The sequence below is a fragment of the Pseudomonas sp. BF-B-15 genome (genome assembly GCF_019946675.1).
GTDB lineage: Bacteria > Pseudomonadota > Gammaproteobacteria > Pseudomonadales > Pseudomonadaceae > Aquipseudomonas > Aquipseudomonas migulae.
This window is the reverse complement of record NZ_JAGYFZ010000024.1, coordinates 1-25,902: the sequence shown is the minus strand read 5'-3', so window position 1 is coordinate 25,902 and position 25,902 is coordinate 1. Positions and strand designations below refer to the sequence as shown.

The window sequence follows — 25,902 nt, the reverse complement described above, 5'->3', positions numbered from 1 at the left end:
TCCTTATTCCTGATCCAGGTCGGCGCTTTTCTGCGCGATGGCCATGGCCGTGAGGATTTTTCTGTAGCCAGTGAATTCGTTGCGCGCATGCACGCTGAGGATGTTGTCCAGCAGGACCACGTCGCCCTTCTCCCAGGCGAACTCGACCATCACGTCGCGATAGATGCCTTGCAGGTGGCGGATCACGTCGTCGGGGATGGCCGAGCCGTCGCCGAAGAAGGTGTTTTGCGGCAGGTCCAGCGGGCCGAATTCACGCAGCAGGTTGTCGCGGATGCTGTCCGGCAGGGTCAGCGCGTTGAAGAAGGTGCCGTGGTTGAACCAGATGCGCTCGCCCGTCAGCGGATGGCGCACGATGGCCGGGCCGTTTTGCCGGGTGCGCAGGCGATTGCCCGATTTCCACTCGGCCTGAATGCCGATCTTCGCGCAGTAGGCTTCGACTTCGCCGCGCTCCTCGCTCTGGAACACGGTCTGCCATGGCAGCCCCATGCCGTCGCCGTAGTTGCGCACGTACATGATGCGTTTACGCTGAAACTCTTCGCGCACGGCCGGGTCGATCCGCGCGAGGATTTCGCGGGTGTCGCCGAACGGTGTTTCGCCGCCGGTGGTCGAGGGTGTGTCGCAGTAGAAGTACAAGTGACGCGGGAACACCGGCGAATAGGAATGCTCGTTGTGCGGGAAGATTTTCTCCGCCGCCGGGTAATCGGTGGAGCTGTAGATCTTGAACTGACCGGTGATCTGGGTCCGTGGCGAGGCGCGGAACAGGTACTCCAGGGCACCGTCGGAAATCGCCGCCACGCAGCGGTTGAATTCGGCGATGTCGGCCACCTGGAAGCCACGGAACAGAATCACCGCGTGATCAAGCAGCTTGCTTTCGATCAGGGCGCGATTCTCCGTCGCCCATTCCACCAGGCTCACACCAGGCACTGCCGGGCGGCACACCAGCGGCATGCTGGCACCGTCGAACATCGGCGCAAAACTCACCAGCCGGGTCGGGTCGGTGGACAGGCTCTTGCGCGCACCGCGGCCGATTTTGGGAATGGACTTGGTGGTTGAAACAGTCATAAACCCCTCCAGAAAATGATGACGGCGGCGCCCGGTTGGCGCCGCCGCAATGAATCAGTCCGCCGCGCCTTGCGTTGCCGGCGTGCCGCGACGACGCTTGATCGCCATGGGCCCGCCCAACAACGCCTTGCGCTGCTCGTTCAATCGCGCATCGGCACGGCGCTGCACCTCGGTGGCCAGTTCCAGCAGATCGCTGACCGTCAGCTCGTCGGCGCGCAACAACGCTTGCAGTACCGCCTCGATTTGTTCGAACAGGCTTTGCAGCGTGCTCGGCAAGTACTGCCCGGCGGGTGTTTCGAAACTCAGGTGAATGTGTTCGGCCTCGTTGTAGAACGCAGCGACCATGCCGATCTCGGCGGCTTGCCGGCCCGACGGGAAGTCCTTGACCAACAAGCCGTCCATGGAGGGCAAGCGACCGACGCCTTCCTGATAGATCAACTTGATGTCGAACAACGGCGAACGCCCGGCCCGACGCGGCAAGCGCAACGCTTCCACCAATCGCTCGAACGGCAGGTCCTGATGGTCCGAAGCCTCCAGAACCGCACGGCGACAGGCTTGCAAAAGTTGCCCGGCAGCCTGGTCGGCATCGACCTCCACTTGCAGCACTAATTGGTTAACGAAGAAGCCGACCATTTGTTCAAGCTCAACTTGATTTCGGTTGGCGATATCGGTGCCGATGCGCACGCGGCTGACCTCGGTGCGCTGGCGCAACACCAGGGTGAAGCCGGCCAATAGCACCATGAACAGCGACAATCCACGCTGTTGGGCGAAGTCGCGCAACTGCTGACTCAAGGTCGAATTCAAGGTGAAATGTTGGCTGGCGCCCTCCTGCGCCTGACGCTGATCGCCGTCGCCCGGCAGCTCCAGCACGGCTTGCGGCTGACTGAGGCGCGCCTGCCAGTAATCGAGCTGACGTTGCAGCTCGCCGTCCTGCTCCAGCCACTGACGCTGCCATTTGGCGAAGTCGGCGTATTGCACGACCTGCTCCGGCAACTGCGCGACGCCGCCCCGGTTGAGGGTCGGGTACAGCGTGACGAATTCATTGATCAGAATCCGGAACGACCAGTCATCTGCCGCGATGTGGTGCACCGTCAGCAGCAGCACATGCTCCTGATCCGCAACCTGCAACACCCGCACCCGCAGCAACGGCCCGTTGCGCAGATCGAACGGCCGGGCGACTTCTTCACGGGCCCGTTGCTCGGCTTCGACGTCCGGGGCCGGCAAATGCCGTAGATCGCTGATGGCGAAATCCAGCGGCAGTTCGGCGTGTACCCGCTGCCAGGCCTGGCCGTCTTCCTCATAGAACGTGGTGCGCAACACGGCGTGGCGTTGCACCAGGGTTTCGAAGGTTTGCTGCAACGCCGACAGGTTCAACGCGCCGCGCAACCGCAGGGCGCCGGGCATGTTGTACATCGAACTGTCGGGTTCGAGGTTCCACAGGAACCACAACCGCTGCTGGGCGAAGGACAACGGCTGGCGTTCGCCGGAGTGGTCCGCCACCAGCGCCGGGCGTTCGCAGACATTGGCGGCGTGCCGCAGGCCTTGCACCTGCGCCGCGAAATCCTGCAGGCGCGGGTGCTCGAACAGGCTGCGCAAACTCACCGACAGGCCCAGGCGCTGACGAATCTGCGAGACGATCTGCGTGGCCAGCAACGAATGGCCGCCCAATTCGAAGAAGCTGTTTTCGCGATCGACACGGGCAACTTGCAATACCTGCTGCCAGATCTGCGCCAGCTCGATTTCCAGCTCACCTTGCGGTGCGGTGCCGGCCACGGCTTCCCAGACTTCGGGTGCGGGCAGCGCCGCGCGGTCGAGTTTGCCGTTGCGGTTGAGCGGCAATGCGCTCATCACCACCAGTTGCGCCGGGAGCATGTAGTCCGGCAGACGCTCACCCAAAACCTGGCGCACGGTTTCGGTGAGTTGACGGGAATCGGCGTTCGGCAACACCGGCACCACATAACCGATCAGTTGCTTGCCACCGACGCCTTCGTGCACCAGCACTGCGGCTTCGCTGATCATCGGCAAGCCTTGCAGGTGCGCTTCCAGTTCACCGAGTTCAACGCGGAAACCGCGAATTTTCACCTGATGGTCGATGCGCCCCAGGTATTCCAGCGCGCCGTCTTCGCGATACCGCGCCAGGTCACCGCTACGGTACAAACGTGCGCCCGGCGTGGTGGAAAACGGATCGGCGATAAAGCGTTCGGCACTCAAACCCGGACGCTGGTGATAGTGCTGGGCAATGCCGGCATCACCGCCGATGCACAACTCGCCCACGCAACCGGTTGGCAACAGATGGCCCTCGGTGTCCAGCACGTACAACGCCCGACCGGGCAAGGCGCGACCAATCGGCACGCCGATCAGGTTTTGCGTGTCGGCCAAGGTGCACAGGTGCGTACTGGAAACCACCGTGGCTTCGGTCGGCCCGTAAGTGTTGAGCAGGCGTACGTCGCCGAGACCGGCGGCATGCCAGAGCTTCAAGCCCTCCAGCGACATGGCTTCGCCACCGACGTGAACCTGCCGCAACCGACCTTTGTCGCGCTGAGGCTGCGCGGCCCATTCCTGGGCCAGCAAATACCAGTAGGCCGCTGGCAAGTCCGCCAGGGTCACGCCCTGTTCGATGATCTGTCGGTACAAGGTGTCGGTGTCCCACAGCTCATCGCCGCGCAACACCAGCGCCGCGCCCACGCACAGTGGCGGGTAGCACTGCTCGACAAAGCCGTCGAAGCTGAACGTGGCGAATTGCAGCACGCGGTCGTCGGCGCTGAGTTGCGAATAGTCCGCCGCAATCACGCAAAACTCGCGCAGCGCGGCATGGGCCAGGCACACGCCTTTCGGCCGCCCGGTGGAACCGGAGGTGTAAATCAGGTACGCGAGGTCTTCGGCACAGGCGAGGTTGACCGGGTTGGCCGTGGAATAGCCGGCCAGCGACGCCGTCGTCAGCGCCAGGCGCGGCAAGCCTTCGGGTAGCGCGACATCGGTCAGCAGCTCCGGTTGCGCCAGCAGCAGGTCCATGCCGCTGTCTTCGATCATGTAGGCCAGGCGTTCGGCCGGGTAGTCCGGGTCCAGCGGCACGTAACCGGCGCCGGACTTGAGGATGGCCATGAGGCTGACGATCATCTGTGCATTGCGCCGCACCGACAGGCCGACCCGCTGCCCCGGCGCCACACCGTGCTCGCGCAGGCGATGGGCGAGCTGGTTGGCCTGGGCGTTGAGCTGTGCATAAGTCAGTCGCTCGCCGCCGACAATCACGGCCCATGCATCGGGCGTGCGGGCCGCTTGCTGCTCGAAACGCTGATGCGCCAACAGCGGACTGTCCAGCAGCGGCGCGGCGGGACGCGAGCCCAGCAATACCTGCGCTGTTTGCTTCGCGTCCAACAGACTGACGGCGCCCAGCACCTGCTGCGGCTGCGCAACGAATTGCTCCAGCACATGCAGCAGGTTCGCACTCAAACGCTCGATCTGCGCGGCGCTGAACAAGGCCCGGTCGAAACTGAATTCCAGACGCAGGCTGGCGCCGACTTCGATGCCGAGGGTCAGCGGGTAGCTGGTGATTTCGTGATTGCGCAATGCGCCGAAGGTCAGTCCCGCCGGTGCCCCCTGCTTCAGCGCTTCGGCCACCGGGAAGTTTTCGAACACCAGCAAACTGTCGAACAGCGCGTTGCCCTGCTGCCCGGCCCAGCCCTGAATGTCGTAGAGCGGCACATGCTCGAACTCGCGCAGGCTCAGGTTCAGCGCTTGCAGTTCATTGAGCCATTGGCTGACCGGTTGTGGGGACGACGGCGCGGCGATGATCGGCAAGGTGTTGATGAACAGACCCAACTGTTGCTCGATACCCGGCAACGGTGCGGATCGCCCGGCAATCGTCGCGCCGAAGGCCACGCACGATTGGCCGGTGTAGCGCTGCAACAGCAGGCCCCATGCGCCCTGCAACAAGGTGTTGAGGGTGATTTTCTGCTGCCGGGCAAACTCAGCCAGACGCTGCATCGCGACGCTTTCGAGCGTCAGGTGATGCTCGCCCATGCCGCGCCCTTCGACCGGCGTCGGCAAGGCTTGCGCCAGCAAGGTTGGGGTTTCGAGCGCGGCCAGCGCCTGTTTCCAGAACTGTTCGCCCGCCGCCGGTGGCTGCTGCTGAATCCAGCCGAGGTAGTCGCGGTATTGCCCCAAAGGCTTGGCCAGTGTTTGCCCGGCGTAATGCTGAATCACCTCGCCGAGCAACTGCGCGTTGCTCCAGCCGTCCATGAGGATGTGATGACTGGTGTAGATCAGGTGCCAGGCGTCGCTGCTCTGGCGCACCAGCATCAGGCGGAACAGCGGCGCGGCACTGAGTTCGAAACCACGGCTGCGCTCTTCGGCGGCCAGTGCATCGAGGTCGATATCGGCCGCTTCGATCACTTGCAATTGCAGGTCGATCTGGCGATGAATCACCTGATGCGCAGCTTCCAGGCCCAACCAGTGGAAGCTGCTGCGCAGAATGTCGTGACGGTTGATCGCCGCCTGCCACGCCCGACCGAAGGCCGCCAGTTCCAGCCCCTGAATCTCCAGGCGCAGTTGGTTGATGTAGGCCTCGGCCTGCGGCTCATACAAGGTGTGGAACAGCATGCCCTGCTGCATCGGCGTCAACGGATAAATGTCTTCGATGGCCGGGGCGGCGACGGGCAAGGCGTCCAGCTGCGCCTGATTGATCCGTGCCAACGGGAAGTCTGACGGCGTGACCTGCCCCGCTGGCGTGGCGCAGCAGTGTTCGATCAGCGCAGTGAGTTCTTCGGTGTAGGCGTCGGCCAGTTTTTGAACGGTGCCGTCGGCGAACATGTCGCGACTGAAACCCCATTGCAGCGAGAGCTGACCGCCATAGACCTGGCTTTCCAGCGTCAGCCAGTTGGCCAACGGCGCATCATCACCCTGGGCCTGACCGCCGCTTTCCAGCGCCGGCACGAACAGCGCGTCTTCATCGAACTGGCGGTCGAACTGGCCGAGGTAGTTGAAGGTAATGCGCGGTGCCGGCAATCCTTGCAACGCTTCACGCTGGGCCGGTTCGCCGAGGTAACGCAGCAGGCCATACCCCAGGCCTTTGTCGGGGATGGCGCGCAGTTGCTCCTTGATCGCCTTGATCGTGTTCGCCGTTTGCGCACTAGGTTGCAGGCGTACCGGGAACAGGCTGGTGAACCAGCCCACGGTGCGCGTCAGGTCGAGGTCGTCGAACAGGTCTTCACGGCCATGGCCTTCGAGCTGGATCAGCGTCGAGTTGTGCCCGGTCCAACGGCAAATCACCCGCGCCAGGGCGGTCAGCAGCAGGTCGTTGACCTGAGTGCGATAGGCCGCCGGCGCCGTTTGCAACAACTGCCGCGTCAACCCGGCGTCGAGCTTCGATTCGATTTTGTGGCCGTGGCGATGCTGCAGGCTGCCCAGCGGATTTTCACACGGCAGGTCGCGGGCATCGGCGTGTTGTGCCTGCCAGTAAGGCAGTTGTTGATCCAGCGTGTGGGCATGCGCTTGCAGGTGTTTGGCCCAGTGTTGATAAGCGCTGGTTTTGTCCGGCAACGTTGCGGCGCTGCCATCCGCCAATTGCGCGTAGGCCTGCTGCAGGTCTTCGAGCAGCACCCGCCAGGACACACCGTCCACCGCCAAATGGTGGACCGCCAGCAGCAGGCGTTGCGTGCCATCGTCGAGACTGACCAGCAGCGCGCGCAGCAACGACCCTTCGGCCAGATCGAGGCTGCGTTGCGCTTCGTCGCACAGGGCCGTCAACGCCTCGGTCGACGCCGCGTGCCGCTGCCACAACCCGGCCGTTTCGACCTGTGGTCCATGAGACTGCTGCCAGCCATCGACACTCGCGGTAAACCGCAGGCGCAAGGCATCGTGATGGTTAATCAGCGCAACCAGAGCGGCTTCCAGCGCATTAGGGTCCAACGCCTCACGCGGCGTCAGCAGCAAAGACTGGTTCCAGTGGTGCGGTTGCGCGACGACTTGTTCGAAGAAGTAGTGTTGCGCCGGGGTCAGCTGCACTTCGCCGCTGACCGGCCCTTGGTCGATGGCACTGCGGTTGTCGAACGCCGCCACCAGCGCCAGGCTGCGCACGGTCTGGTACTGAAACAGGTCGCGCGGGCTGAGACGGATACCGGCCTGACGGGCGCGACTGACCACTTGAATGGAGATGATCGAGTCACCGCCCAGCTCGAAGAAGTTGTCTTCAAGGCCCACTCGTTCCAGGCCCAACACGTCCTGCCAGATCTGCGCCAATGCCATCTGCATCGCATCTTGCGGCGCGACGAACGCCTGTTGCGGCGCCGCGTCCGGTTGCGGCAGGGCCTTGCGGTCCAGTTTGCCGTTGGCGGTCACCGGCAAGGCATCCAGTGGCATCAGGTAGGTGGGCACCATGTATTCCGGCAGGCTATTGAGCAGCCAGCCCTTGAGGGTTTCCGGCCACTGCGCCTCGGCGTTTTCCAGCACCAGGTACGCCACCAGATGTTTGCCGCCCTGCACCAGGACCACCGCCTCGCGCACCAGCGGATGCTGCATCAGACGGGTTTCGATTTCCCCCAGTTCGATACGCAGGCCGCGCAGTTTCACTTGATGGTCGAGGCGGCCGAGGTACTCGATCACCCCGTCGGCACGCTGGCGCACGCGGTCGCCGGTGCGGTACAAGCGTGCGCCGTCATGGAACGGGCACGGCACAAACCGCTCGGCCGTCAGCCCCGGACGCCGGTGATAACTGCGCGCCAGGCCGGCGCCGCCCAGGTACAACTCCCCCGCCACGCCTGCCGGCACCGGCAGCAACTGCGCGTCCAGAACGTGGGTGCGCAGGTTGGCAATCGGCCGGCCGATGGGCACGCTGTCGGCGCCCTCGTCAACGCACGTCCAGTGGGTCACGTCGATGGCCGCTTCGGTCGGCCCGTACAGATTGAACAACCCGGCGCCCGGCAATCTGGCGAACACTTGAAGTTGGGCATCCAGCGGCAGGGCTTCACCGCTGCACGCGATGCGTTTGAGGCTGGTGCAGGCTTCAACGCCCGGCTCGTGGATAAACGCCTGAAGCATCGACGGCACGAAGTGCAAGGTGCTGATGCCGAACTCGCCGATGAGGCGGATCAACCGCGCCGGCTCGCGATGCGCGCCCGGCGGCGCCACCACCAGACGAGCACCGGTCATCAACGGCCAGAAGAACTCCCAGACCGAGACGTCGAAACTGAACGGGGTTTTCTGCAACACCGAGTCGCTGCCGTCCAACCCGTACGCCTGTTGCATCCAGCACAAACGATTGACCAGCGCCGCATGGCTGTTGCCGGCGCCCTTGGGTTTGCCGGTGGAACCGGAGGTGTAAATCACATACGCCAGGTTCAGCGGATTTACCGACACCTGCGGGCAATTTTCGCTGTAACCGTCCAGCCAGTCCTCGTCCTGATCCAGTGCGATGACCTTGATGCCCTCGGTCGGCAGCGTGTCAACCAAGGAGCTTTGGGTCAGCAACACGCCAATCGCACTGTCTTCGATCATGTAGGCCAGGCGTTCCGCCGGGTATTCCGGATCGAGCGGCACGTAAGCACCGCCGGCCTTGAGAATCGCCAACAGGCCAATGACCATTTCCAGCGAACGCTCAACGGCAATCCCCACCAGCACATCGGGACCGACACCCTGCTCGCGCAGGTAATGCGCCAATTGCCTGGTGCGCGCATCGAGCTGTGCATAAGTCAGCTGACGGTCGCCAAACACCAGCGCCGGCGCCTCGGGTGTGCGCAAGGCCTGGGCGTGGATCAGTTCATGAATGCATTGCTCGACGGGATAGGTTTCGGCGGTGCGGTTCCAGTCATGCACCAGCACCTGTTGTTCATCCGCCGCCAGCATCGGCAGCTCGCCGACCCGCTGATGTGTGTCGATCACCATCGCCTGCAACAGCCGCGTCCAGTGCTGCGCCATGCGCGTGATGGTCGGTGCGTCGAACAGGTCGCTGGCGTAGGTCAGCGCGGCGTGCAGCTTGCCGCTCTTTTCATAGGTGTCGAGGGTCAGGTCGAACTGCGTGGTGCGCCCTTCCCACTCGATCGCGCCCAGCACCAGGCCGGACGCGGTACTGATGCTGGACATGTCCGCAACCTGCGGCTGGTGGTTGTACATCACTTGGAACAACGGCGTGTGGCTGAGGCTGCGCTCCAGTTTCAGCGCTTCGACCAGACGCTCGAACGGCAAATCCTGATGGGCCTGGGCACCGAGCGCAGTCTCCTTGATGGCACGCAGCAGATCGTCAACGCGAGTGTGGCCATCGAGCCGGGTGCGCAGCACTTGGGTGTTGACGAAGAAGCCGATCAGGCCTTCGATTTCCGCTCGGTTGCGATTGGCAATCGGCACGCCGACACGGATGTCGGTCTGTCCGGTGTAGCGATGCAGCAGCGCGTTGAACGCACCGAGCAACAGCATGAACAGGGTGATGTTGTGTTTCTGCGCGGTGGCGCGCAGTTGCTCGGCCAGTTGCGTGTCGACGGCGAATTCGTAGCGTGTGCCGCGATAACTCGGCATCGCCGGGCGCGAGTGGTCGGTCGGCAATTCGAGCACCGGGTGTTCGTCGCCGAGTTGTGCTTGCCAGTAATCGAGTTGGCGCGCTTGCTCGCCCGCCTCCAGCCAGCGGCGCTGCCACAAGGCGTAGTCGCTGTACTGGATCGGCAGCGGCGCGAGTTGCGGTTGTGCACCGGCCTCGAAAGCGTCGTAGCAGCGGATGAATTCGTCGATCAGCACGTTCATCGACCAGCCGTCGGACACGATGTGGTGCAGGGTCAGCAGCAGGACGTGTTCCTGCTCGGCGAGTTTGAGCAAGGTCACCCGCAGCAGCGGGCCGATGGACAGATCGAAGGGCAGCACCGATTGCTGTTCGGCCGCTTGGGCGACGGCACGTTCGCGCTCCGTTTCCGGCAAGGCGCTGAAGTCCACGTGTTTGATGATCAGCGGCGCGCTGGCCGGCACTTGCAGCAAGGTGTCGTCGGCCTGGCGCTGGAACACCGTGCGCAGGGTTTCGTGACGCTCCACGAGGCTGATGAAGGCTTGCTCCAGCGCCGACAGGTTCAACGCTCCGGTCAAACGCACCGCGCCCGGCAGGTTGTAGGCACCACTTTGCGCGTCCAGTTGCCACAGAAACCACATGCGTTGCTGAGCATACGACAGCGCCTGGCGATCCTCGGCCTCGACACCTGCAGGAATGGGGAACCGGGCGAAATCAATGCCTTCCTTTTGCAAGGCCGCAAGGAACATCTGGCGCTTTTCCAGGGGCAACCCGATAAACCGGCGAGCAAGTTTCAAGGAGTCATCAGCATTCATTTCTAAGCATCCGGATCAGTGGCGGGAAGCACAAAGGCACGTCGTCCCTATAAAACGAATGCAGACCGGAAAAATTAGCGAATGAGAATAAGTGTCAGCGGGGAGGTATATCGAGGTCTGTGGACCGCCAAAAATCATTGTGGGAGTGAGCCTGCTCGCGATTGCGGTCGATCATTCAACATTGATGTTGACTGAACCACCGCAATCGCGAGCAGGCTCGCTCCCACAGGGGGATAGGTGATCTTGAGATTGTATTAGGCAGTGGCGGCCATGGCGTGCCGGCGATGGTGAACGTCGAGCTGGTCCTTGATCACGCGCAGCACCTTGGCTTCGTGCTCATGGATGAAGAAGTGACCGCCGGCCAGCATGTCCACGGAAAAACTGCCGTGGGTTTCCTTGCTCCAGCCGATCAGCTGTTCGGTGGTTGCGCGATCCTCTTTGCCGCCGAGCACGTGCACCGGGCATTTCAGCAGCGGACGCTGGATCGGCTCGAAACGGCCGCACAGCAGGAAGTCTGCGCGCAGGATCGGCAGTGTCAGGCTCATCAGCTCTTCATTGGCCAGCACTTCTTCGCTGGTGCCATTGAGGGTGCGCAGTTGCTCGATCAGCTCGGCATCGGTTTTCGGATCGGCGAAACCCTGATCGTAATCAGCCCGCATCGTCGGTGCAGCGGTGCCCGAGGCGAACAGCGCCACCGGTTCCGGGCAACCCAGCGAGCGCAAGGCATGGGCCATTTCACAGGCCAGCAACGCGCCGAGACTGTGGCCGAACAGCGCGTACGGCGCCTTGAGCGTGGCTTTCTGTTCCTGGGCGAGTTGCAGCGCCAGGCGCCGCATGTCGGTGTGCAACGGTTCGCCGAACCGCGCGCCACGGCCCGGCAGCTCCACCGGCTGCAGCTTGAGCCACTCCGGCAGTTTGCGCCGCCAGCGGCTGTAAACCATGGCGCTCGCGCCTGAATAGGGCAGGCACAGCAATGTCAGCTGGGTCACCGGGCTTACCTCGAAAAGTTGTCTGTAAAGAGAACGGACGAGCGCCGCCGGGAATTAGTACAGAGCCCCCTGTAGGAGCCGGCTTGCTGGCGATGGCGGCGTATCAATCGACATTGATGTGACTGACACACCGCTATCGCCAGCAAGCCGGCTCCTACACAGGTAAAACATCATTTCAAATGGCGATAGGTTGGGACCGCGGAACCAAGCACCACCGCCCCCGCCGCAATCGCCACCCAAAAACCGCTGCGCGCGCCAAACGCATCCACCAGCCAACCCGAGCTGGCCGCGCCAATCGCCACGCCAATGCTCATCCCCGTCACCAGCCAGGTCAGGCCTTCGGTGAGTTTGGCCGGCGGCACGATGCGTTCCACCAACGCCATGGCGACAATCAGCGTCGGCGCAAAAGACAGGCCCGCGACGAACACCGCCAGCGCCAACCCGACAATATTGGTCGCCAGCAGCAACGGCAACGTGGTCACCGCCGTCGCCACCCCGCCGTACAGAAACAGTCGCGGCAGCGGCACTTTCGAGCGCAACGCGCCGAACGCCAAACCGGCCAGGCATGAACCGATGGCATACACCGACAACACAATGCTCGCCGCCGCCGGTTGCCCTTGATGCTGGGCGAAGGCCACGCTGACCACATCCACCACGCCGACAATGGTGCCCATGGCGACCATCAACAGCATCAGCAACTGAATCTCGCTGGAACGAATGATCGAGCCCTGATGGTGTTCTTCATGGGGATGTATCGCCGGTTCGGTGTCCCGTTGCAGGACGAACGCCGTGACGCCAATCGCCAGCATCAGCAGTGCCGCCAATGGCCCGGCTTCGGGGAACATCACCACGCACAAGCCTACCGACAGCGGCGGCCCGACAATAAAACAGACTTCGTCGAGCACCGACTCCAGGGCGTACGCGGTTTGCAGTTGAGGCTGGCCGCGATAGACCTCGGTCCAGCGCGCCCGCACCATCGCCGACATGCTCGGCATGCAACCGGCCAGCGCGGCAAACACAAACAGTGTCCATTGCGGCGCCTGCAAACGCGTGCACAACAACACCAGCAACAACGCGCCGCCACCGATCAGTGCCGACACCGGCAAAATCCGACGCTGCCCGAAACGGTCCACCAGCCGCGAAACCTGCGGCGCGCAAAACGCCGTGGCCAAGGCAAACGTCGCTGCCACCGCACCGGCCAATCCGTAGCCGCCCTGCAATTGCGAGAGCATGGTGATCAGGCCGATGCCGGTCATGGAAATCGGCATGCGTGCGATCATCCCGGCCAGCACAAAGGCTCGGCTGCCCGGGGCTTTGAACAGTTCGCGGTAGGGGTTGGCCATGGCTCGGCTCTCGACAAGGGCCTGCAAGTTGCCATACGGCCGCTTAAGGTGGAAGCGGCGAAATGTTGGTTGAATGTGAAGGCCCTATCGCCAGCAAGCCGGCTCCTACAGTGAAACGCGATCAATTGTAGGAGCCGGCTTGCCGGCGATCGAACGTTAACGCGGTCCGCCTGCTTAAACACCCAGGCCCTGTAGGCCACACACCTACAAGCACTAAACAAAACCGCACCGCCCCCGAAAAATCGTTTGTTGCCACTCATTACATCCCCACCTAACATCCCTCCTCAACGGGTACAGCGGAGCTGTCCAACAAAACCCGAATTCAAGGAACCTGAATGAGCCAGCGCATCTACCGCAGCATCGACACCCCACTCCGATCCGGCCTGAACCGCGATGAACTGTGGGAAGGCCCCGACAAAGGCCTGATCAAATGCTGGGAAATCGGCCGCCAACGCGCCGCCCGCTTTCCCGAAATGGCCCAACAATGCCTGGCCGGTGAACTGCCGGTGCTGGGCTGGAAAGGGGGCGTCAGCCGCAGCCTGAAGAAACTCGAAAAGTACGGATCCCTCAAATACCTCGCCCAGTGGCAAGGTTTGCGCGGGGAAGACCTGGACGTTGACCTGGCTGAAGAACGGGCATTGACCTGCTCGCGAACCGGAATGGTGGTGACGTTTACGCCGGATCGGGCGAAGTACTTCAATCAGGTCATGGAAACGGAAGGCTGATCCGCCTCGGAACTCACTGAAAACCGCTCGCGATAGGCTTGCGGCGTCACGCCCATCGCCCGCAGGAAGCTGCGCCGCAACGTCTCTTCGCTGCCAAACCCGCACTGCACCGCGACCCGTTTGATCGGCACGCCGGTATCGCTGAGTAACCGCCGCGCCGTTTCGACCCGAATCAGTTCGATGGCCCGCGCGGGCGTCTGGCCGGTGTCGGCGCGGTAGTGACGGACGAAGCTGCGTTCGCTCATGCCAGCCTGCAAGGCGAGGGTCGGAACGCCCAGGTCCATGGTGAGGTTTTCGCTGATCCAGGCGTGAAGATCGTCGAAACGGTTGCCTTCCTTTTGCAACGACAGGGTCACGCTGAACTGTGATTGACCGCCCGGACGCTTCAAAAACACCACCAACTGCTGCGCCACTTCCAGCGCCATGGTACGACCGAGGTCCTCTTCGACCATGGCCAGCGCGAGGTCGATGCCGGCAGTGACGCCGGCCGAGGTCCAGACCGGGCCGTCGTTGATAAAGATTGGATTGGGTTCGACACTCAAGCGCGGGTGTTTTTGCGCCAACTGCTCGCAACGGGTCCAGTGAGTGACCACCCGCCGGCCATCGAGCCAACCGCTGGCCGCCAGCAAAAACGCCCCGGTACACACCGATGACACCCGCCTACACCCCGCCGCATGCTCACGCACCCAAGCCACCAGCGCCTCATCCTCCGCCGCTGCATAAACGCCCCAGCCGCCGGCAATGATCAGGGTGTCGCTGCCCTGCCCGGGCAACGGTTCGGCCACCAGCGCCAAGCCCGCCGACGACGTCACCGCCCCGCCGCCGCTGGCAATCACCGTCGGCGCGTAAGGCGGCGGCAAGCCTTTCTGGCGGGCAATGTCATTGGCCGAGGCGAATACCTGCAGCGGCCCGGTGACGTCGAGCAGTTGCACGTTGGTGAAGGCGAGCACATGAATAGACTTGGGCATACTTGGCGTAATTCGTGGGGTAATTGGCGTATACGCCAAATCCTACGAGCCTACAGTGAAGCCGTCCACCCACTTCACGAGAAAAACACCATGACGTTGCAGATCGGTTTTCTGTTGTTCCCGCAGGTTCAGCAACTGGACCTGACCGGCCCTTACGACGTACTCGCCTCGCTGCCGGACGTGAAGGTGCATTTGATCTGGAAAGACCTGATGCCGGTCACCGCGAGCACCGGCCTGGTGCTCAAGCCCACCACCACATTCGACGATTGCCCGGCGCTGGATGTGATCTGCGTTCCCGGCGGCAGCGGTGTCGGGCCGTTGATGGAGGATGAGCAGACGTTGGCGTTCATCAAGGCGCAAGCGGTCAATGCGCGGTATGTCACCTCGGTGTGCACCGGCGCGCTGGTACTCGGCGCGGCAGGTTTGCTCAAGGGTAAGCGCGCCACCACTCACTGGGCGTATCACGAGTTGCTTGGACCGTTGGGTGCAATCCCGGTGAAGGATCGGGTGGTGCGCGATGGCAATCTGCTGACTGGTGGCGGGATCACCGCCGGGATCGACTTTGCCCTGACCCTGGCGGCTGAATTGTTTGATAAGGACACGGCGCAATTGGTGCAGTTGCAGCTGGAGTACGCGCCGGCGCCGCCGTTTGAATCCGGTAGCCCGGAATCAGCGCCTCAGAGTGTTTTGGCAGAGGCTCATCGGCGTACGGCGCCATCGTTGCAGCAGCGGACGCTGATCACTGAACGGGCCGCAGCAAATCTCGGCTTGTAGGTAATCAACTGTAGGAGCCGGCTTGCTGGCGATGGCGGAGCGTCAGCAAACACGTTTATCGCCTGAACGGGCGCTATCGCCAGCAAGTCGGCTCCTACAGTTGATGTGTGTGATGGCCGAATCACTTTTCTACGGGCGAAAAAAAACCCGCCAGAGGCGGGTTTTTCCCAAGACCATTGTCGACTCCCTGTCGGTAGCGAATCCTTGCTGATGGTCGATCATCCGTGATCCTGAAGCGCTTCCTGTGCTTCAGTTGATGTGGCTAGATTACGCATCGGATCCAATGTGCAATAGACGACATAGCTACCATCGCGTGTAAGACATTCGCTATACCAGCCCTTCCGAAAACCCTTAGGCGCCTCAGGTATCGAGCGCTCAAGCCGCGAGTTTCGCGGCCTGCAGCGGAGCTACGACGGGCAGCACCTGCGCCATGGTGATCATTCTTCCTGTCTCACCCGGGCTTTGGCGGTTTCAGCCAAAAACTGTTCAATGTTGTTCATCTGTTCCTCCCAGCCCCGGCTGTCCATGCGGAAAGCCTTTTCGCGGCGTGTCTGGGGGATGTGATCGAAACCGGACTCGGACACCTTGAGCAACGTACCTTCAGGGTGGTCCTCCAGCTCGAACTTCACCAGCGTGGTGGGTTCCTGGGAATAGTCGACATCCGCGCGCACCGCGTAGGGGTGCCAGCGAAACGAAAACACTCGCTCCGGCTCGACCCGCTCCACCAGCACATTCCACAAAACGTGCTCATAACCGGGGTACGTGACCTGCCCCTGAGTCCACTCACCGGCGACAAAACGCTTGCCTTCCAATGCCACGCCAAACCATTGCCCGAACGCTTCGGCATGGGCCAGCACACGCCAGACCTGCGAGCGCGGGGCTTTAAGCAGGATCTTCCTTTCGATGCGATCTGATGCTGGGTTCATAAGTCACCTCCTGTACTGAACAGTAGGCCTGTGTGACCACAAGTCCAACCCTAAAGTTGTACCAATCGGGCCTCTCAATCAACCTGCCTGAAATATTCGGCCGCACATCCGGGCCAAAGTTCGGCGCTGAGAACAAGAGTCAACGGGCGGGAGCTGCTACCGTTTGCAGGGACGACATTGACCAGACAAGGAAGATTCATGCAGCCCTCACTCACGGAACGTTATCGCGGCGCCCTGCTGGGCCTGGCCTGCGGTGATGCCGTCGGCACCACGGTCGAGTTTCAGCCACGTGGTTCGTTCAGGCCCCTGACCGACATGGTGGGCGGCGGCCCATTCAACCTGAAACCCGGGCAATGGACCGATGACACCTCAATGGCGTTGTGCCTGGCCGAAAGCCTGCTGAGCAAAAACGGCTTCGATGCCGCCGACCAGATGGGGCGCTACCTCAATTGGTGGCAACAGGGTTACATGAGTTCGACCGGGGAATGCTTCGACATCGGCATGACGGTGAGCGAGGCTTTGGCCCGGTATCAGCAAACCGGCGAACCCTTCGTTGGTTCAACCGATCCCTATACGGCAGGGAACGGTTCGTTGATGCGGCTGGTGCCGGTGGTTTTGTATTACTTCCCCGACCGTAACCGGATCAGCGAGTTCTCCGCTCACAGTTCCCGTACGACACACGCCGCGCCTGAAGCTGTTGAGTGCTGCCAGTTGTTCGCCGAGCTGACAGGTAACGCGTTACAGGGCGCGGCCAAAGCGGATTTACTCCGCTTGCCGGCCACGACCTTCCTGCAGTCAAAAGTCGCCGCCATCGCACGCGGCGATTACTTCGACAAATCCGAAAGCGCTATCCGTGGCAGCGGTTACTGCGTCGCCTCGCTGGAAGCCGCGCTGTGGTGTTTTCATCACACCGACAGCTTCGAAGCCGCCATCCTGAAGGCCGCCAACCTGGGCGATGACGCCGATACCACCGCCGCCATCGTTGGTCAGTTGGCCGGCGCTTTCTACGGTGTCCAGGCCATTCCCGAACGTTGGCTGGCGAAGTTATACCTGCGCGAAGACATCGAGGTTTACGCGGATCAATTGCTCAAGGCTTCAGGCGCTGACACCGCAAGTAAATGAGGCTTCGCTACACTGCACCTCTTCTTTTCCTGTCACAGCGAGTTTCCCATGAATCCACGCGTGCTCCTGGCGCTGACGCCGTTGCTGTTCACCACCGTTGCCCATGCCGTCGATTGCGACAACGCCACCGACCAGGCCACGATGAATCAATGCGCGGCGCAGCAGAACAAGGCGGCGGACAAGGAGTTGAATGCGCTTTACCAGCAGATCAACGCGCGCTTGAAGGACAGCCCCGAGAGCAAGAAGCAGTTGATTGGCGCGCAACGGGCGTGGATCGGGTTCCGGGATGCCGAGTGCAAATTTTCGGCGTCCGGGGTTGAGGGCGGGAGTGTTTATCCGTTGATTTACAGCAATTGCATCACCGACCTGACCAAGGCTCGGGTGGAGGCTTTCAAAACTTACTTGAAGTGCCAGGAGGGGGATTTGAGTTGCCCGGTGCCGGGGCAGTAAGTTCTCTAGCGTTTTCCATGGCCTCTTCGCGGGCAAGCCTCGCTCCTACAAGGAATCACCGAAACCCGTAGGAGCGAGGCTTGCCCGCGAAGGCGTCCTTTCAAACGCCGCGATTACCGGACAAATATCTGCGCCGTGGTAATCGCCATATCCCCACCCGGCAACTTGATGCTGCCCACCTGTTTCAGGCTGTCGGCATCAAAAATCGCCACATCGTTAAACGTCCCCGCCAGGTAAATCTTGCTGCCGTCCTTGTTGAAGGAAATGCAGTAGTAGGAATGATCCAGCGTCGCCGCCTGGAGCATTTTCTTTTCCTTGATGTCGTACTTCGCCAGGCGATTGAGCACGCCGAACATCAGGTTCGGGTCCTTCGGCGAGCGCATGCCGCTGAAGTAGATTTCCGTCAGCGGGCCGAAGTCGGTGGTTTCGGTCTTGCCGGTTTTCAGGTCGATGCTGAACAGCCCGTACAGGTACTCGGCGGTCAACGGATCCTGCTTCTTGTCCTTGAACTTTGCCGCGGTGTAGAGCAGCGAGAAGTCATGGCGATAGGTCTGCTGGTTCCACACGTAGAGCACGTCCGGTGCGCTGTAGTTCGCCCGTTTCCAGTGACGACTGGGGATCAGTACGTCGAATTTTCCGGTTTTCACATCGACCTTGTAGACGTCCGCCCCGGCCACATACAGCGTACCGTCGTCGCCACTCTGCATGATGGTCAGCTGCCGTGGCGCCGGGAAACTGCGCACGGGTTTGGCATCCATGCCGGCGTCGGTGGCGTAGACATCCAGTCGCGGCTGCTGAACTTCGTAGCGGTCATTGAGCATCAACGTCGGGTTGGCAACGGTGAACAGCTCCTTGCCGTCATGACTGAGGGTGAAGGCGAACATCGACCTCGCTTTCTCCCCTGGCTTCTGGGTGATGCTGGCGTGGAACACCTGTTTGCAGCTGTCCAGCTCGACGCCGTAGACATCCGCGTAGTGATTGTTCAGCACGTAAGCGGTCTTGCGATCCGGCGACAGCTGAACAGTGCCCGGACCAAAGGCGTCGGGCATCTTGCAGGTTTTGAACAGCGTGTCCGTGGCCAGGTCGATCACGTGCAGGTTGTTCGGGTAATTGGTGGTCAACATGTACTCGTGACCGTCTTGCAGAGCAGTGTTTTCATCGGCCAGAACAGTGAGCGAACAGGTGCTCAGGACGGCAAACGCGGCCAGGCCGCAGGCTTTGATGCTAGGCATGCTGGAATCCTTCTTGTCTGTCCGATCACTTGTCTTTAGGGAAGACAGTGCCAAGGTTGCGCCAGTTGTCGTTGGACGCCTGGGCATCCTTGTTCCAGTCCGGGTAGGTGCTCATCATGTCCGGCACCTGGGCCGGCCACCAGCAAGGGTCGGAGCAGCCATAAAGGTCGGCTTCCATCGGCTGGCACAGCGACGACACACCGCCAAACGCATCGATTTCCCAGCCCGGGTCGGTGGTCGAGGCGCAGCCCGCGACAGAGCTCATCGCCACCACTTCTTCGATGCGGTTATCGGCCGCGGCTTCATCGAGTTTCAACGCTTTGTTATTGATTGCCTTGAGATGTTTCATATCAGTGAGCCTTGCGCGGAGTGATGTAGCTGCTGATAAACGCAGGGTTGTTGGCCATGATCCGGGTGTAGACCTCGATGCCGAAGTCCACCCAGTCACGCATCAGTTCGCAGTAGTGATAGGTCGGGTGGGTCGGGTCGCCGTAACGGGCGTAACTCTCGTGGTAGCAGCCGCCGGAGCAGAGGTTACGGATCTGGCAGTCTTCGCAGCCGGTGTTGGTACGGTCGAGACGCTGGGACAGGAAGTCGTTCAACTCCACCTGTTTCACACCGCTGTGCACGTTGCCGAAGGTTGGTAGCGAAGAGCCGGTGAAACGGTGGCACAGGTTCAGTTCACCCTTGTGATCCACCGCCAGCATTTTCAGGCCGGCGCCGCACGGCAGGGCTTTTTTGTGGCCTTCGTGGATGTCCGTGATCAACTGGTGAAGGTTGGAGAAGCCGATGTTGCGGTGCTCCAGCGCCGCTTCCAGATAACGCCGACCGAGCGCCTTCATGTTGGCGAACACCTGCACCAGTTCATCACTGGTGAGGTTGAAGCTGCTGATGTCGCCGGAAGTCACCGGAGCAAAGCCGACTTCGGCAAACCCCAGCTCGTTGAACAAGTGATCCCAGATGGTTTCGACGTCGGTAACGCCGGTGGTCAACGTCACTCGCGCGCCCACCGGACGACTGTTGTAGCGCGACAGCAGCATCTCGGCCTTGCGCCGCACCACGTCGTACGTGCCCTGCCCGCCCACGGTGATGCGGTTGCGGTCGTGCACGGTTTTCGGCCCGTCGATACTGACGGAGAGCCCGAAACGGTGGGCGTTGAGGTAGTCCACGGTTTCTTCGGTGAGCAGCGTGGCGTTGGTGGTCATCACGAACTCGACGAACTTGCCGGCTTCGCGAAAACGCTTCTCACAGTAATCGACCATGTACTCGATCAGCTTGCGATTGCTCAACGGTTCGCCGCCGAAGAACACCACGGTGAAACGCTCTTCATCCGGCGATTCGCGCAGCAGCATTTCCACTGACGCAATCGCCGTTTCAACGTCCATTTTCTTGCCCGCCGACGGCTTGTCGAGGTCTTCCTTGTAGCAGTAGGTGCAGCTCAGGTTGCAGCCGGTGTTGACGTTGAGCACCACGGTATTGATCGCGGTGCGCTCGACCCGTTTGGTGCCAATGTCCGGGGTCAACGGCGAACCGTCGCTGACCAGTTCCAGCGAGATCAGCTCGCGCAGGGTCTCGGTGATTTCTTCGCCGTTGAAACGTGCGGCCAGGCGCTGGATCAGGTCGTCCGACGAACAGCCTGGACCGCGCAAGGTATCGATGATGGTGCCCGTCAGCTCATCACTGGCGAACAGCGAACTGCTGGGAATGTGGAACAGCATGCGGTCGGCGTCGACGTGCACTTCGTGCAGATTCCGCTCGACCAGATTCAAAATAGCGCCCATTGCAACCTCCTGTGCAGACCTCCTTCACGAGGCCTGCGGTCATTCCAAAAAGTGTCTGAAACGGTTAACGGTCAGCCAACTCATGGAATGGGTGGATTGTTCCAGCGTTGCACGGTGACGATCATGTGGCCCTCGCCGGTCAGGGATTTCCCTGCGTCGTCGACGGCGGCGATCACCTTGAGGTTGCCGGCATTGTTGGTGGACATTTTGCGTTGCGGGTTCGGCCCGGCATCGCCCGGTGTGAACACGCCGCTGTCAGCCTGCATGGTGCCGGCGAACTTGACGTCTTCGTCTTCCTTGGCGCGGTCGTCGAAGGCTTCGACTTTCCATTGCGCCGGGAACACGCCGATGCGATATGGTTTGCCGTCAGCGCCCTTGCCCCAGGCTTCAGCGTCGAAACGGCCCTGGACTTTCGGCGTCGAACCACCGCCCTCGCCGATCCGCGCCACCGAGAACTCGGGCACGACTTTGACTTCGGCGATTTTGCTGTAGACCGACAGGGTCGGGCCTTTCAGCGTGCCGACGGTGACGTTGCGCAGCCCCGGCTGGGCATTGGCGGCTGCCTTGAGCTTGACGCGCATACGCTGCGGACTTTGCTCCAGCACTTCGACCACTTCCACGCCTTTGCCGAAGCTCGGCTTACCGCTGAGACCGCTGCCGACCAGGGTCACTTCTGACACGCTGCCGGCCTTCAGGTAACCCGGCTGCACGGCGAGCAAACGACTGCTGCCCTGCTTGGCCGCGACGAAGTCCAGACCCCGTTCATCGTGCTCGGCCTCGAACATCCGGCCTTGCATCGCATTGCCCTGGGCGGCGAACACCTGGCGCATGGTCACGCCGTCGATGGTCACGTTGCCGCGCCATTCGTAGCCGGTGTAGAGAATCGCGCTGCCGTCGCCATTGAACGGCGTACCGTCGGCGTATTGGCCTTTGACGCTGACCTTGAAGGTGTCGTCGCCAGCGGCGGTCACGCTCATCACCCCGGCCAGTTCACCTTTGCCCGGCAAGTGGCCGCTGAAGCTCCAGTCACCGGCAAACGCTTCGGCTTTGGGTGCTGCGCTCAGCCATTTTTTCCAGGCCGGGTTGTCCAGCGGATAACGCTTGGCCAACAGCGGCACCATGTCTTTGCGGGCAATGTCGAACCAGTCGCGGTCGCGGGCCAACGCCTGGTATTCGAGGGACGGCCATTGACCGAGGTGGAAATTCACCAGGCGCTCCCATTCCTGGGCCGGACGCCGTTGCAAGGCGACCCGCGCACCGGAGTGGCAGCGACCGCACATCTGGCTGGTCTGGTCGTCGAACTTCTCGACGGTATTGAGTCGACGCTCCAGCGCGTAACGCACGCCGTCCGTCTCGCTCGGCGCCAGGCCCTGAGTGTCAGCCAGGTATTTGACCAGGGTACGGCGATCGTCATCGCTGATCTGCAAACCATGCATGGTCTGCATCCGGGCGATGCTCATCAGCCAGCCTTCCGGGGTCTTGCGCTGGTGGCTGATGCGGCTCAGGGTGTTTACGGCTTCAGGGGTGTGACAGCCCTGACAGGTTTCCTTGAGGATGGTCTGGGCGTCGCGGGCTGCCAGGCTGTCAGGCGAATGCAGCGCCACACACGCGGCCACGGCCAGCAGACTGACGCTCAGGCCTGATCGGAGTTTTCTCTTCATCAACGTCGAACCTCGCACGGTGCTTTCTTATTTTTGTGGCTTATCGTTTTTATGGTTTCTGCCGCCGGCGGCGCACCGCAGACGGAGGCAAGAGAAACGTCTGCGATGAGCAATACACGGAGCGTGCCAGCTTGCCGATTACCTTTTTTATCAAGCATTTGCGTGAAGTTGAATGCGATTGGCCATGCTTGATCGAGAGCGCGTGCGTCTAATATCGCGACAGTTGTTGCAGTCTGAGACAAGCATAGATGCCTTAACCGGGACAGCTCATCGCACGACGATTGACGACAGGCCCGTGCGGGGGCGAAATGGTTGTTCACCAATTGCCGTTCAGGGGATAACGAAATGGCAAACATCACTGTCCTGGCGGGGGACTTTCTGCAGGGTGACGGAGAGTACAGAGACGGCGTTTTCACCTTGAGAACGTCGCTTCACCCGTGGCCCGGCATCACCCTGCCACTCTCCTCGTTCAAAAGCGTGGAAGTCGCCAACGAAGAGTCGATCAACAACATCAAGGACGCCATCGGCTTTGGCGTCGCCGGCGCCATGCTGCTGGGGCCCATCGGCGCGATTGCCGGTTTCATGCTGGCGGGAAAAGAAACCGAAGTGACCTTTCTGGCAACGCTGAAAGACGACAAAAAGCTGCTGGCCGCCGTTGATAGCAACACGTTCGACGAGATTTCCCGGAAAATAGCAGCCTGATTGCCTGACGCGAGCCGCACCGGCCTTCAACGGTGCGGCTTGTCGCCGGTTCAGATGGAATAGGTGGGATGAATGCTCTTGTGCGCCTCGATTTCCTGGCGCATGTCCGCCACCAGCGTGGCGATGGCATGGGGACTGTCCAGTGTCCACACCGGAACATGGGTGGCGATCAGGTCCACTTTGCCCGTCATGCAGTCACAGACCCGGATCGTCATGGACTGGTCCGCTTCCATGTTGCAGGTGCAGACGGCGGGTAGAAAACTGTGTTCGATGATGCTTTGAATTTCCAGGGTTGAAAGGAACATCGCAACCTCCCTTACGCCAGATGTATAGCAGGGGAAATGCTCCGTCATTTCACCACCGAGCCTGAAAATTCTATTCCCCAAAGGTGGGGGGCTCAAGGGCGCAACCCGGTTGCTCGTCGTCTCGACGGGTGGTCATCGGCGCTCAAGGTATCGCGCTTTGCGCCGATAACCTGCTACACCAAACGTTAAGGGAATGACGACATGGCAATTTCTTTAAATGCAGCCTTGATCCAGCCATCGGCCGCTCAGCTCAGCCAGTCCAGCCAACCACTGACCGCGAAAACGCTGACTGAAGACCTGCAGAAAACAGCGGTCAACATCAATCCGGCAGCGATTTACCATCCAGGCGATGAAACCCCGGCACCCAGTCCGGCCATGGAATCGATCGAGACCTGGATCGGCCGATCCCAGTCACCTGACTTCCCGCAGGTTGCCGAGCGGCACAAAAATGCCCATCAATCGCTGAAATACTCCTTCGAAGAGTTCCAGTCAGCGTTGGCCCACGCCTATCCGGATCTCGCCGACAAAAAATTCGGCTTCACCATTCAAGCGGATGGAAGCCTCAAAGCCCTCAACAGTTCAGGCCAGCTCAGTTCTTCCGATATGAACCGGCTGAACAATCTGCTGAATGCTTCCAGTTCGCTGAAATCGGCAGCGAGCAGTTACCGCGACGCCTCCATCGACCTGGTGGCCGCCGACTCCGTATGGGGCGGCAGCTACGTGGGCGGGTACAACCTGAACAAGGAAAACTTCGCCAACACCATCGATCTGGGTGCCCTGTTCTTGAAGAAAGGCTCGGTGCCAAACGCTGAAACCCTGAACGGCTTCTTCTCTTCCCAGTTGTGGAGTAAAGGCGAGCGGATGACGCGGGAGACGGAAACGGTGATGTTGGCCGAGCGCAACAAGATCGACGTGACGGCCTGATTCCGACAACAGGCGCGGAGTGCCCGAATCAGCTCAGGCCCCGTCGTTGGCCTGAGCTGAAAAAACCGTCTCTTGAATCTCAGCCGCCGTCGCGATTTGCGACAACACAGCGGAACCCGACGGCCCCGAATTTCATCCCACGCCCGCCGCCAAAGGGCTATCCGGCCCTTCCGGACAGTTGGCACAGCCATTGCGAAAGCCTCGTTCTCACGAACAACAAGAGGCCTCGCCATGACGCTCCCCTACCTGCTTCCCGCCACCTCGGCGTTCATCCAGCGCGCCCCGCGCATGCTTATCGGCGGCGACTGGGTCGAGGCTGCCGACGGCCAGACCATGCCACTGCACAACCCGGCCACCGGCGAAGTGCTGTGCGTGGTGCCGCGGGCCACGCCCGAAGACGTTGACCGTGCGGTGCTCGCGGCGCGTCAGGCGTTCGATGATTCCGCCTGGACCCGCACCCGCCCCCGCGAGCGGCAGAATTTGCTGTGGAAACTCGCCGACCTGATGGAACGCGACGCCGAACTGCTGGCGCAGCTGGAATGCCTGAACAACGGCAAGAGCGCGGCGGTGGCCCAGGTGATGGACGTGCAACTGTCCATCGACTTCCTGCGCTACATGGCCGGTTGGGCGACCAAGATCGAAGGCTCCAGCGTGGAAGTGTCGTTGCCGCTGATGCCAAACGATCAGTTCCACAGTTTCATTCGTCGCGAAGCGGTGGGCGTGGTCGGCGCCATCGTCGCCTGGAACTTCCCGCTGCTGCTGGCCTGCTGGAAACTCGGCCCGGCCCTGGCCACCGGTTGCACCGTGGTGCTCAAACCCGCCGACGAAACCCCGCTGACTGCCTTGAAACTCGCTGAGCTGGTGCTGGAAGCGGGTTATCCCGAAGGCGTGTTCAACGTGGTCACCGGCACCGGCATCACCGCCGGTTCGGCGCTGACCCACAACCCGCTGGTGGACAAGCTGACCTTCACCGGCTCCACCGCCGTCGGCAAGCAGATCGGCAAGATCGCCATGGACTCCATGACCCGCGTCACCCTGGAACTGGGCGGCAAATCGCCGACCATCGTCATGGCCGACGCTGACCTGAAGACCGCCGCCGCAGGTGCTGCCAGCGCGATTTTCTTCAACCAGGGCCAGGTCTGCTGTGCCGGTTCGCGGCTGTATGTGCAGCGCAAGCATTTCGACAATGTGGTGGCGGACATCGCCGACATTGCCAACGCCATGAAGCTCGGCAACGGGCTGGACCCGAGTGTCGAGATGGGGCCGCTGATCTCGGCGCGCCAGCAGGAACGGGTTTACGGGTACATCGAAAAGGGTCGGGAAAGCGGTGCGACGATTGCCTGCGGCGGTGAACAATTCGGGCCGGGATTCTTCGTCAAACCGACAGTGATCGTTGATGTCGACCAGAAGCACTCGCTGGTGCAGGAGGAGATCTTCGGGCCGGTGCTGGTGGCGATCCCGTTTGATGATGAGGCCGATGCGTTGCGCATGGCCAACGACAGTCCCTACGGGCTCGGCGCGAGCATCTGGTCGAATGATCTGGCGGCGGTGCACCGGATGATCCCGCGGATCAAATCCGGTTCGGTGTGGGTCAATTGCCACAGCGCCCTGGACCCGGCGCTGCCGTTTGGCGGGTACAAG

Annotated in this window: 18 protein-coding genes; 7 read left to right on the top strand and 11 right to left on the bottom strand. The window is 61.7% G+C overall.

Annotated elements, in window-relative coordinates:
• Positions 1–3 precede the first annotated feature (3 nt).
• The 4 genes from KGA97_RS10495 to KGA97_RS10480 form a co-directional block, all read right to left on the bottom strand.
• Positions 4–1,062 (bottom strand): TauD/TfdA family dioxygenase, encoded by a 1,059-nt coding sequence (locus KGA97_RS10495; RefSeq protein WP_223480735.1) that lies wholly within the window; start codon positions 1,060–1,062, stop codon positions 4–6.
• Between the two features lie 54 nt (positions 1,063–1,116).
• On the bottom strand, positions 1,117–10,359 hold the full coding sequence (locus KGA97_RS10490; protein WP_223480734.1) for a non-ribosomal peptide synthetase: 9,243 nt from the start codon (positions 10,357–10,359) through the stop codon (positions 1,117–1,119).
• Between the two features lie 254 nt (positions 10,360–10,613).
• On the bottom strand, positions 10,614–11,348 hold the full coding sequence (locus KGA97_RS10485) for a thioesterase II family protein (protein WP_008032305.1): 735 nt from the start codon (positions 11,346–11,348) through the stop codon (positions 10,614–10,616).
• 170 nt (positions 11,349–11,518) lie between these two features.
• Entirely contained in the window at positions 11,519–12,691 is a 1,173-nt protein-coding gene (locus tag KGA97_RS10480; RefSeq protein ID WP_223480733.1) for an MFS transporter, read from the bottom strand.
• A gap of 335 nt (positions 12,692–13,026) precedes the next feature.
• On the opposite strand from KGA97_RS10480, the gene KGA97_RS10475 reads away from it, so the two are divergent.
• Complete coding sequence (locus KGA97_RS10475) at positions 13,027–13,416, top strand: hypothetical protein (protein ID WP_223449845.1); 390 nt, start codon at positions 13,027–13,029, stop codon at positions 13,414–13,416.
• On the opposite strand, the gene KGA97_RS10470 is transcribed toward KGA97_RS10475, so the two are convergent.
• Positions 13,392–14,384 (bottom strand): GlxA family transcriptional regulator, encoded by a 993-nt coding sequence (locus KGA97_RS10470; RefSeq protein ID WP_223480732.1) that lies wholly within the window; start codon positions 14,382–14,384, stop codon positions 13,392–13,394. The genes KGA97_RS10475 and KGA97_RS10470 overlap by 25 nt on opposite strands.
• 90 nt (positions 14,385–14,474) lie before the next feature.
• Between KGA97_RS10470 and inhA the strand changes: the two genes are divergently transcribed.
• A complete protein-coding gene (inhA, locus tag KGA97_RS10465; RefSeq protein ID WP_223480731.1) occupies positions 14,475–15,158 on the top strand; it encodes an isonitrile hydratase in 684 nt (227 codons plus the stop codon).
• 437 nt (positions 15,159–15,595) lie between these two features.
• Here inhA and KGA97_RS10460 read toward each other — a convergent pair whose 3' ends face one another.
• The gene (locus KGA97_RS10460) at positions 15,596–16,084 is read right to left on the bottom strand and encodes an SRPBCC family protein (protein WP_008039944.1); all 489 of its coding nucleotides are present in this window, start codon (positions 16,082–16,084) and stop codon (positions 15,596–15,598) included.
• Positions 16,085–16,282: 198 nt separating this feature from the next.
• On the opposite strand from KGA97_RS10460, the gene KGA97_RS10455 reads away from it, so the two are divergent.
• Positions 16,283–17,206, top strand: coding sequence for an ADP-ribosylglycohydrolase family protein (locus KGA97_RS10455; RefSeq protein WP_223480730.1), 924 nt, complete (start codon positions 16,283–16,285; stop codon positions 17,204–17,206).
• 48 nt (positions 17,207–17,254) lie between these two features.
• Positions 17,255–17,656: a lysozyme inhibitor LprI family protein gene (locus KGA97_RS10450; protein WP_223480729.1), complete on the top strand. Its 402-nt coding sequence runs from the start codon at positions 17,255–17,257 to the stop codon at positions 17,654–17,656.
• Positions 17,657–17,769: 113 nt separating this feature from the next.
• Here KGA97_RS10450 and peaD read toward each other — a convergent pair whose 3' ends face one another.
• From peaD to peaA, 4 genes are all read right to left on the bottom strand, one after another.
• Positions 17,770–18,888 carry a quinohemoprotein amine dehydrogenase subunit beta gene (peaD, locus tag KGA97_RS10445; protein ID WP_223480728.1) on the bottom strand — a complete coding sequence of 373 codons (1,119 nt, stop codon included), beginning with the start codon at positions 18,886–18,888 and terminating at the stop codon, positions 17,770–17,772.
• Positions 18,889–18,913: 25 nt separating this feature from the next.
• Positions 18,914–19,237, bottom strand: a complete 324-nt coding sequence (gene qhpC / locus KGA97_RS10440; protein ID WP_207286011.1) for a quinohemoprotein amine dehydrogenase subunit gamma — start codon at positions 19,235–19,237, stop codon at positions 18,914–18,916.
• 1 nt (position 19,238) lies between these two features.
• Positions 19,239–20,669 (bottom strand): quinohemoprotein amine dehydrogenase maturation protein, encoded by a 1,431-nt coding sequence (gene peaB / locus KGA97_RS10435; protein WP_008027964.1) that lies wholly within the window; start codon positions 20,667–20,669, stop codon positions 19,239–19,241.
• An 80-nt stretch (positions 20,670–20,749) separates the two neighbouring features.
• Positions 20,750–22,330, bottom strand: a complete 1,581-nt coding sequence (gene peaA, locus KGA97_RS10430) for a quinohemoprotein amine dehydrogenase subunit alpha (protein ID WP_223480727.1) — start codon at positions 22,328–22,330, stop codon at positions 20,750–20,752.
• Between the two features lie 345 nt (positions 22,331–22,675).
• Between peaA and KGA97_RS10425 the strand changes: the two genes are divergently transcribed.
• A complete protein-coding gene (locus tag KGA97_RS10425; protein ID WP_008039921.1) occupies positions 22,676–23,032 on the top strand; it encodes a hypothetical protein in 357 nt (118 codons plus the stop codon).
• A gap of 50 nt (positions 23,033–23,082) precedes the next feature.
• Here the strand turns inward: KGA97_RS10425 and KGA97_RS10420 are convergent, their stop codons facing one another.
• Positions 23,083–23,337 carry a DUF1652 domain-containing protein gene (locus tag KGA97_RS10420; protein WP_008027970.1) on the bottom strand — a complete coding sequence of 85 codons (255 nt, stop codon included), beginning with the start codon at positions 23,335–23,337 and terminating at the stop codon, positions 23,083–23,085.
• Between the two features lie 201 nt (positions 23,338–23,538).
• Between KGA97_RS10420 and KGA97_RS10415 the strand changes: the two genes are divergently transcribed.
• Entirely contained in the window at positions 23,539–24,261 is a 723-nt protein-coding gene (locus KGA97_RS10415; RefSeq protein WP_223480726.1) for a hypothetical protein, read from the top strand.
• A 231-nt stretch (positions 24,262–24,492) separates the two neighbouring features.
• On the top strand, positions 24,493–25,902 hold a 1,410-nt coding region (locus KGA97_RS10410; protein WP_223480725.1), incomplete at its 3' end, for an aldehyde dehydrogenase family protein.

Excerpts from the sequence above, each read along its gene's own strand:
- KGA97_RS10470 (WP_223480732.1), bottom strand. The coding sequence starts at position 14,384 with ATGCCCAAGTCTATTCATGTGCTCGCCTTCACCAACGTGCAACTGCTC.
- KGA97_RS10460 (WP_008039944.1), bottom strand. The coding sequence starts at position 16,084 with ATGAACCCAGCATCAGATCGCATCGAAAGGAAGATCCTGCTTAAAGCC.
- KGA97_RS10455 (WP_223480730.1), top strand. The coding sequence starts at position 16,283 with ATGCAGCCCTCACTCACGGAACGTTATCGCGGCGCCCTGCTGGGCCTG.
- KGA97_RS10415 (WP_223480726.1), top strand. The coding sequence starts at position 23,539 with ATGGCAATTTCTTTAAATGCAGCCTTGATCCAGCCATCGGCCGCTCAG.
- peaB (WP_008027964.1), bottom strand. The coding sequence starts at position 20,669 with ATGGGCGCTATTTTGAATCTGGTCGAGCGGAATCTGCACGAAGTGCAC.
- peaD (WP_223480728.1), bottom strand. The coding sequence starts at position 18,888 with ATGCCTAGCATCAAAGCCTGCGGCCTGGCCGCGTTTGCCGTCCTGAGC.
- KGA97_RS10495 (WP_223480735.1), bottom strand. The coding sequence starts at position 1,062 with ATGACTGTTTCAACCACCAAGTCCATTCCCAAAATCGGCCGCGGTGCG.
- KGA97_RS10420 (WP_008027970.1), bottom strand. The coding sequence starts at position 23,337 with ATGTTCCTTTCAACCCTGGAAATTCAAAGCATCATCGAACACAGTTTT.
- peaA (WP_223480727.1), bottom strand. The coding sequence starts at position 22,330 with ATGAAGAGAAAACTCCGATCAGGCCTGAGCGTCAGTCTGCTGGCCGTG.
- inhA (WP_223480731.1), top strand. The coding sequence starts at position 14,475 with ATGACGTTGCAGATCGGTTTTCTGTTGTTCCCGCAGGTTCAGCAACTG.
- KGA97_RS10475 (WP_223449845.1), top strand. The coding sequence starts at position 13,027 with ATGAGCCAGCGCATCTACCGCAGCATCGACACCCCACTCCGATCCGGC.
- KGA97_RS10480 (WP_223480733.1), bottom strand. The coding sequence starts at position 12,691 with ATGGCCAACCCCTACCGCGAACTGTTCAAAGCCCCGGGCAGCCGAGCC.
- KGA97_RS10490 (WP_223480734.1), bottom strand. The coding sequence starts at position 10,359 with ATGAATGCTGATGACTCCTTGAAACTTGCTCGCCGGTTTATCGGGTTG.
- KGA97_RS10450 (WP_223480729.1), top strand. The coding sequence starts at position 17,255 with ATGAATCCACGCGTGCTCCTGGCGCTGACGCCGTTGCTGTTCACCACC.
- qhpC (WP_207286011.1), bottom strand. The coding sequence starts at position 19,237 with ATGAAACATCTCAAGGCAATCAATAACAAAGCGTTGAAACTCGATGAA.
- KGA97_RS10425 (WP_008039921.1), top strand. The coding sequence starts at position 22,676 with ATGGCAAACATCACTGTCCTGGCGGGGGACTTTCTGCAGGGTGACGGA.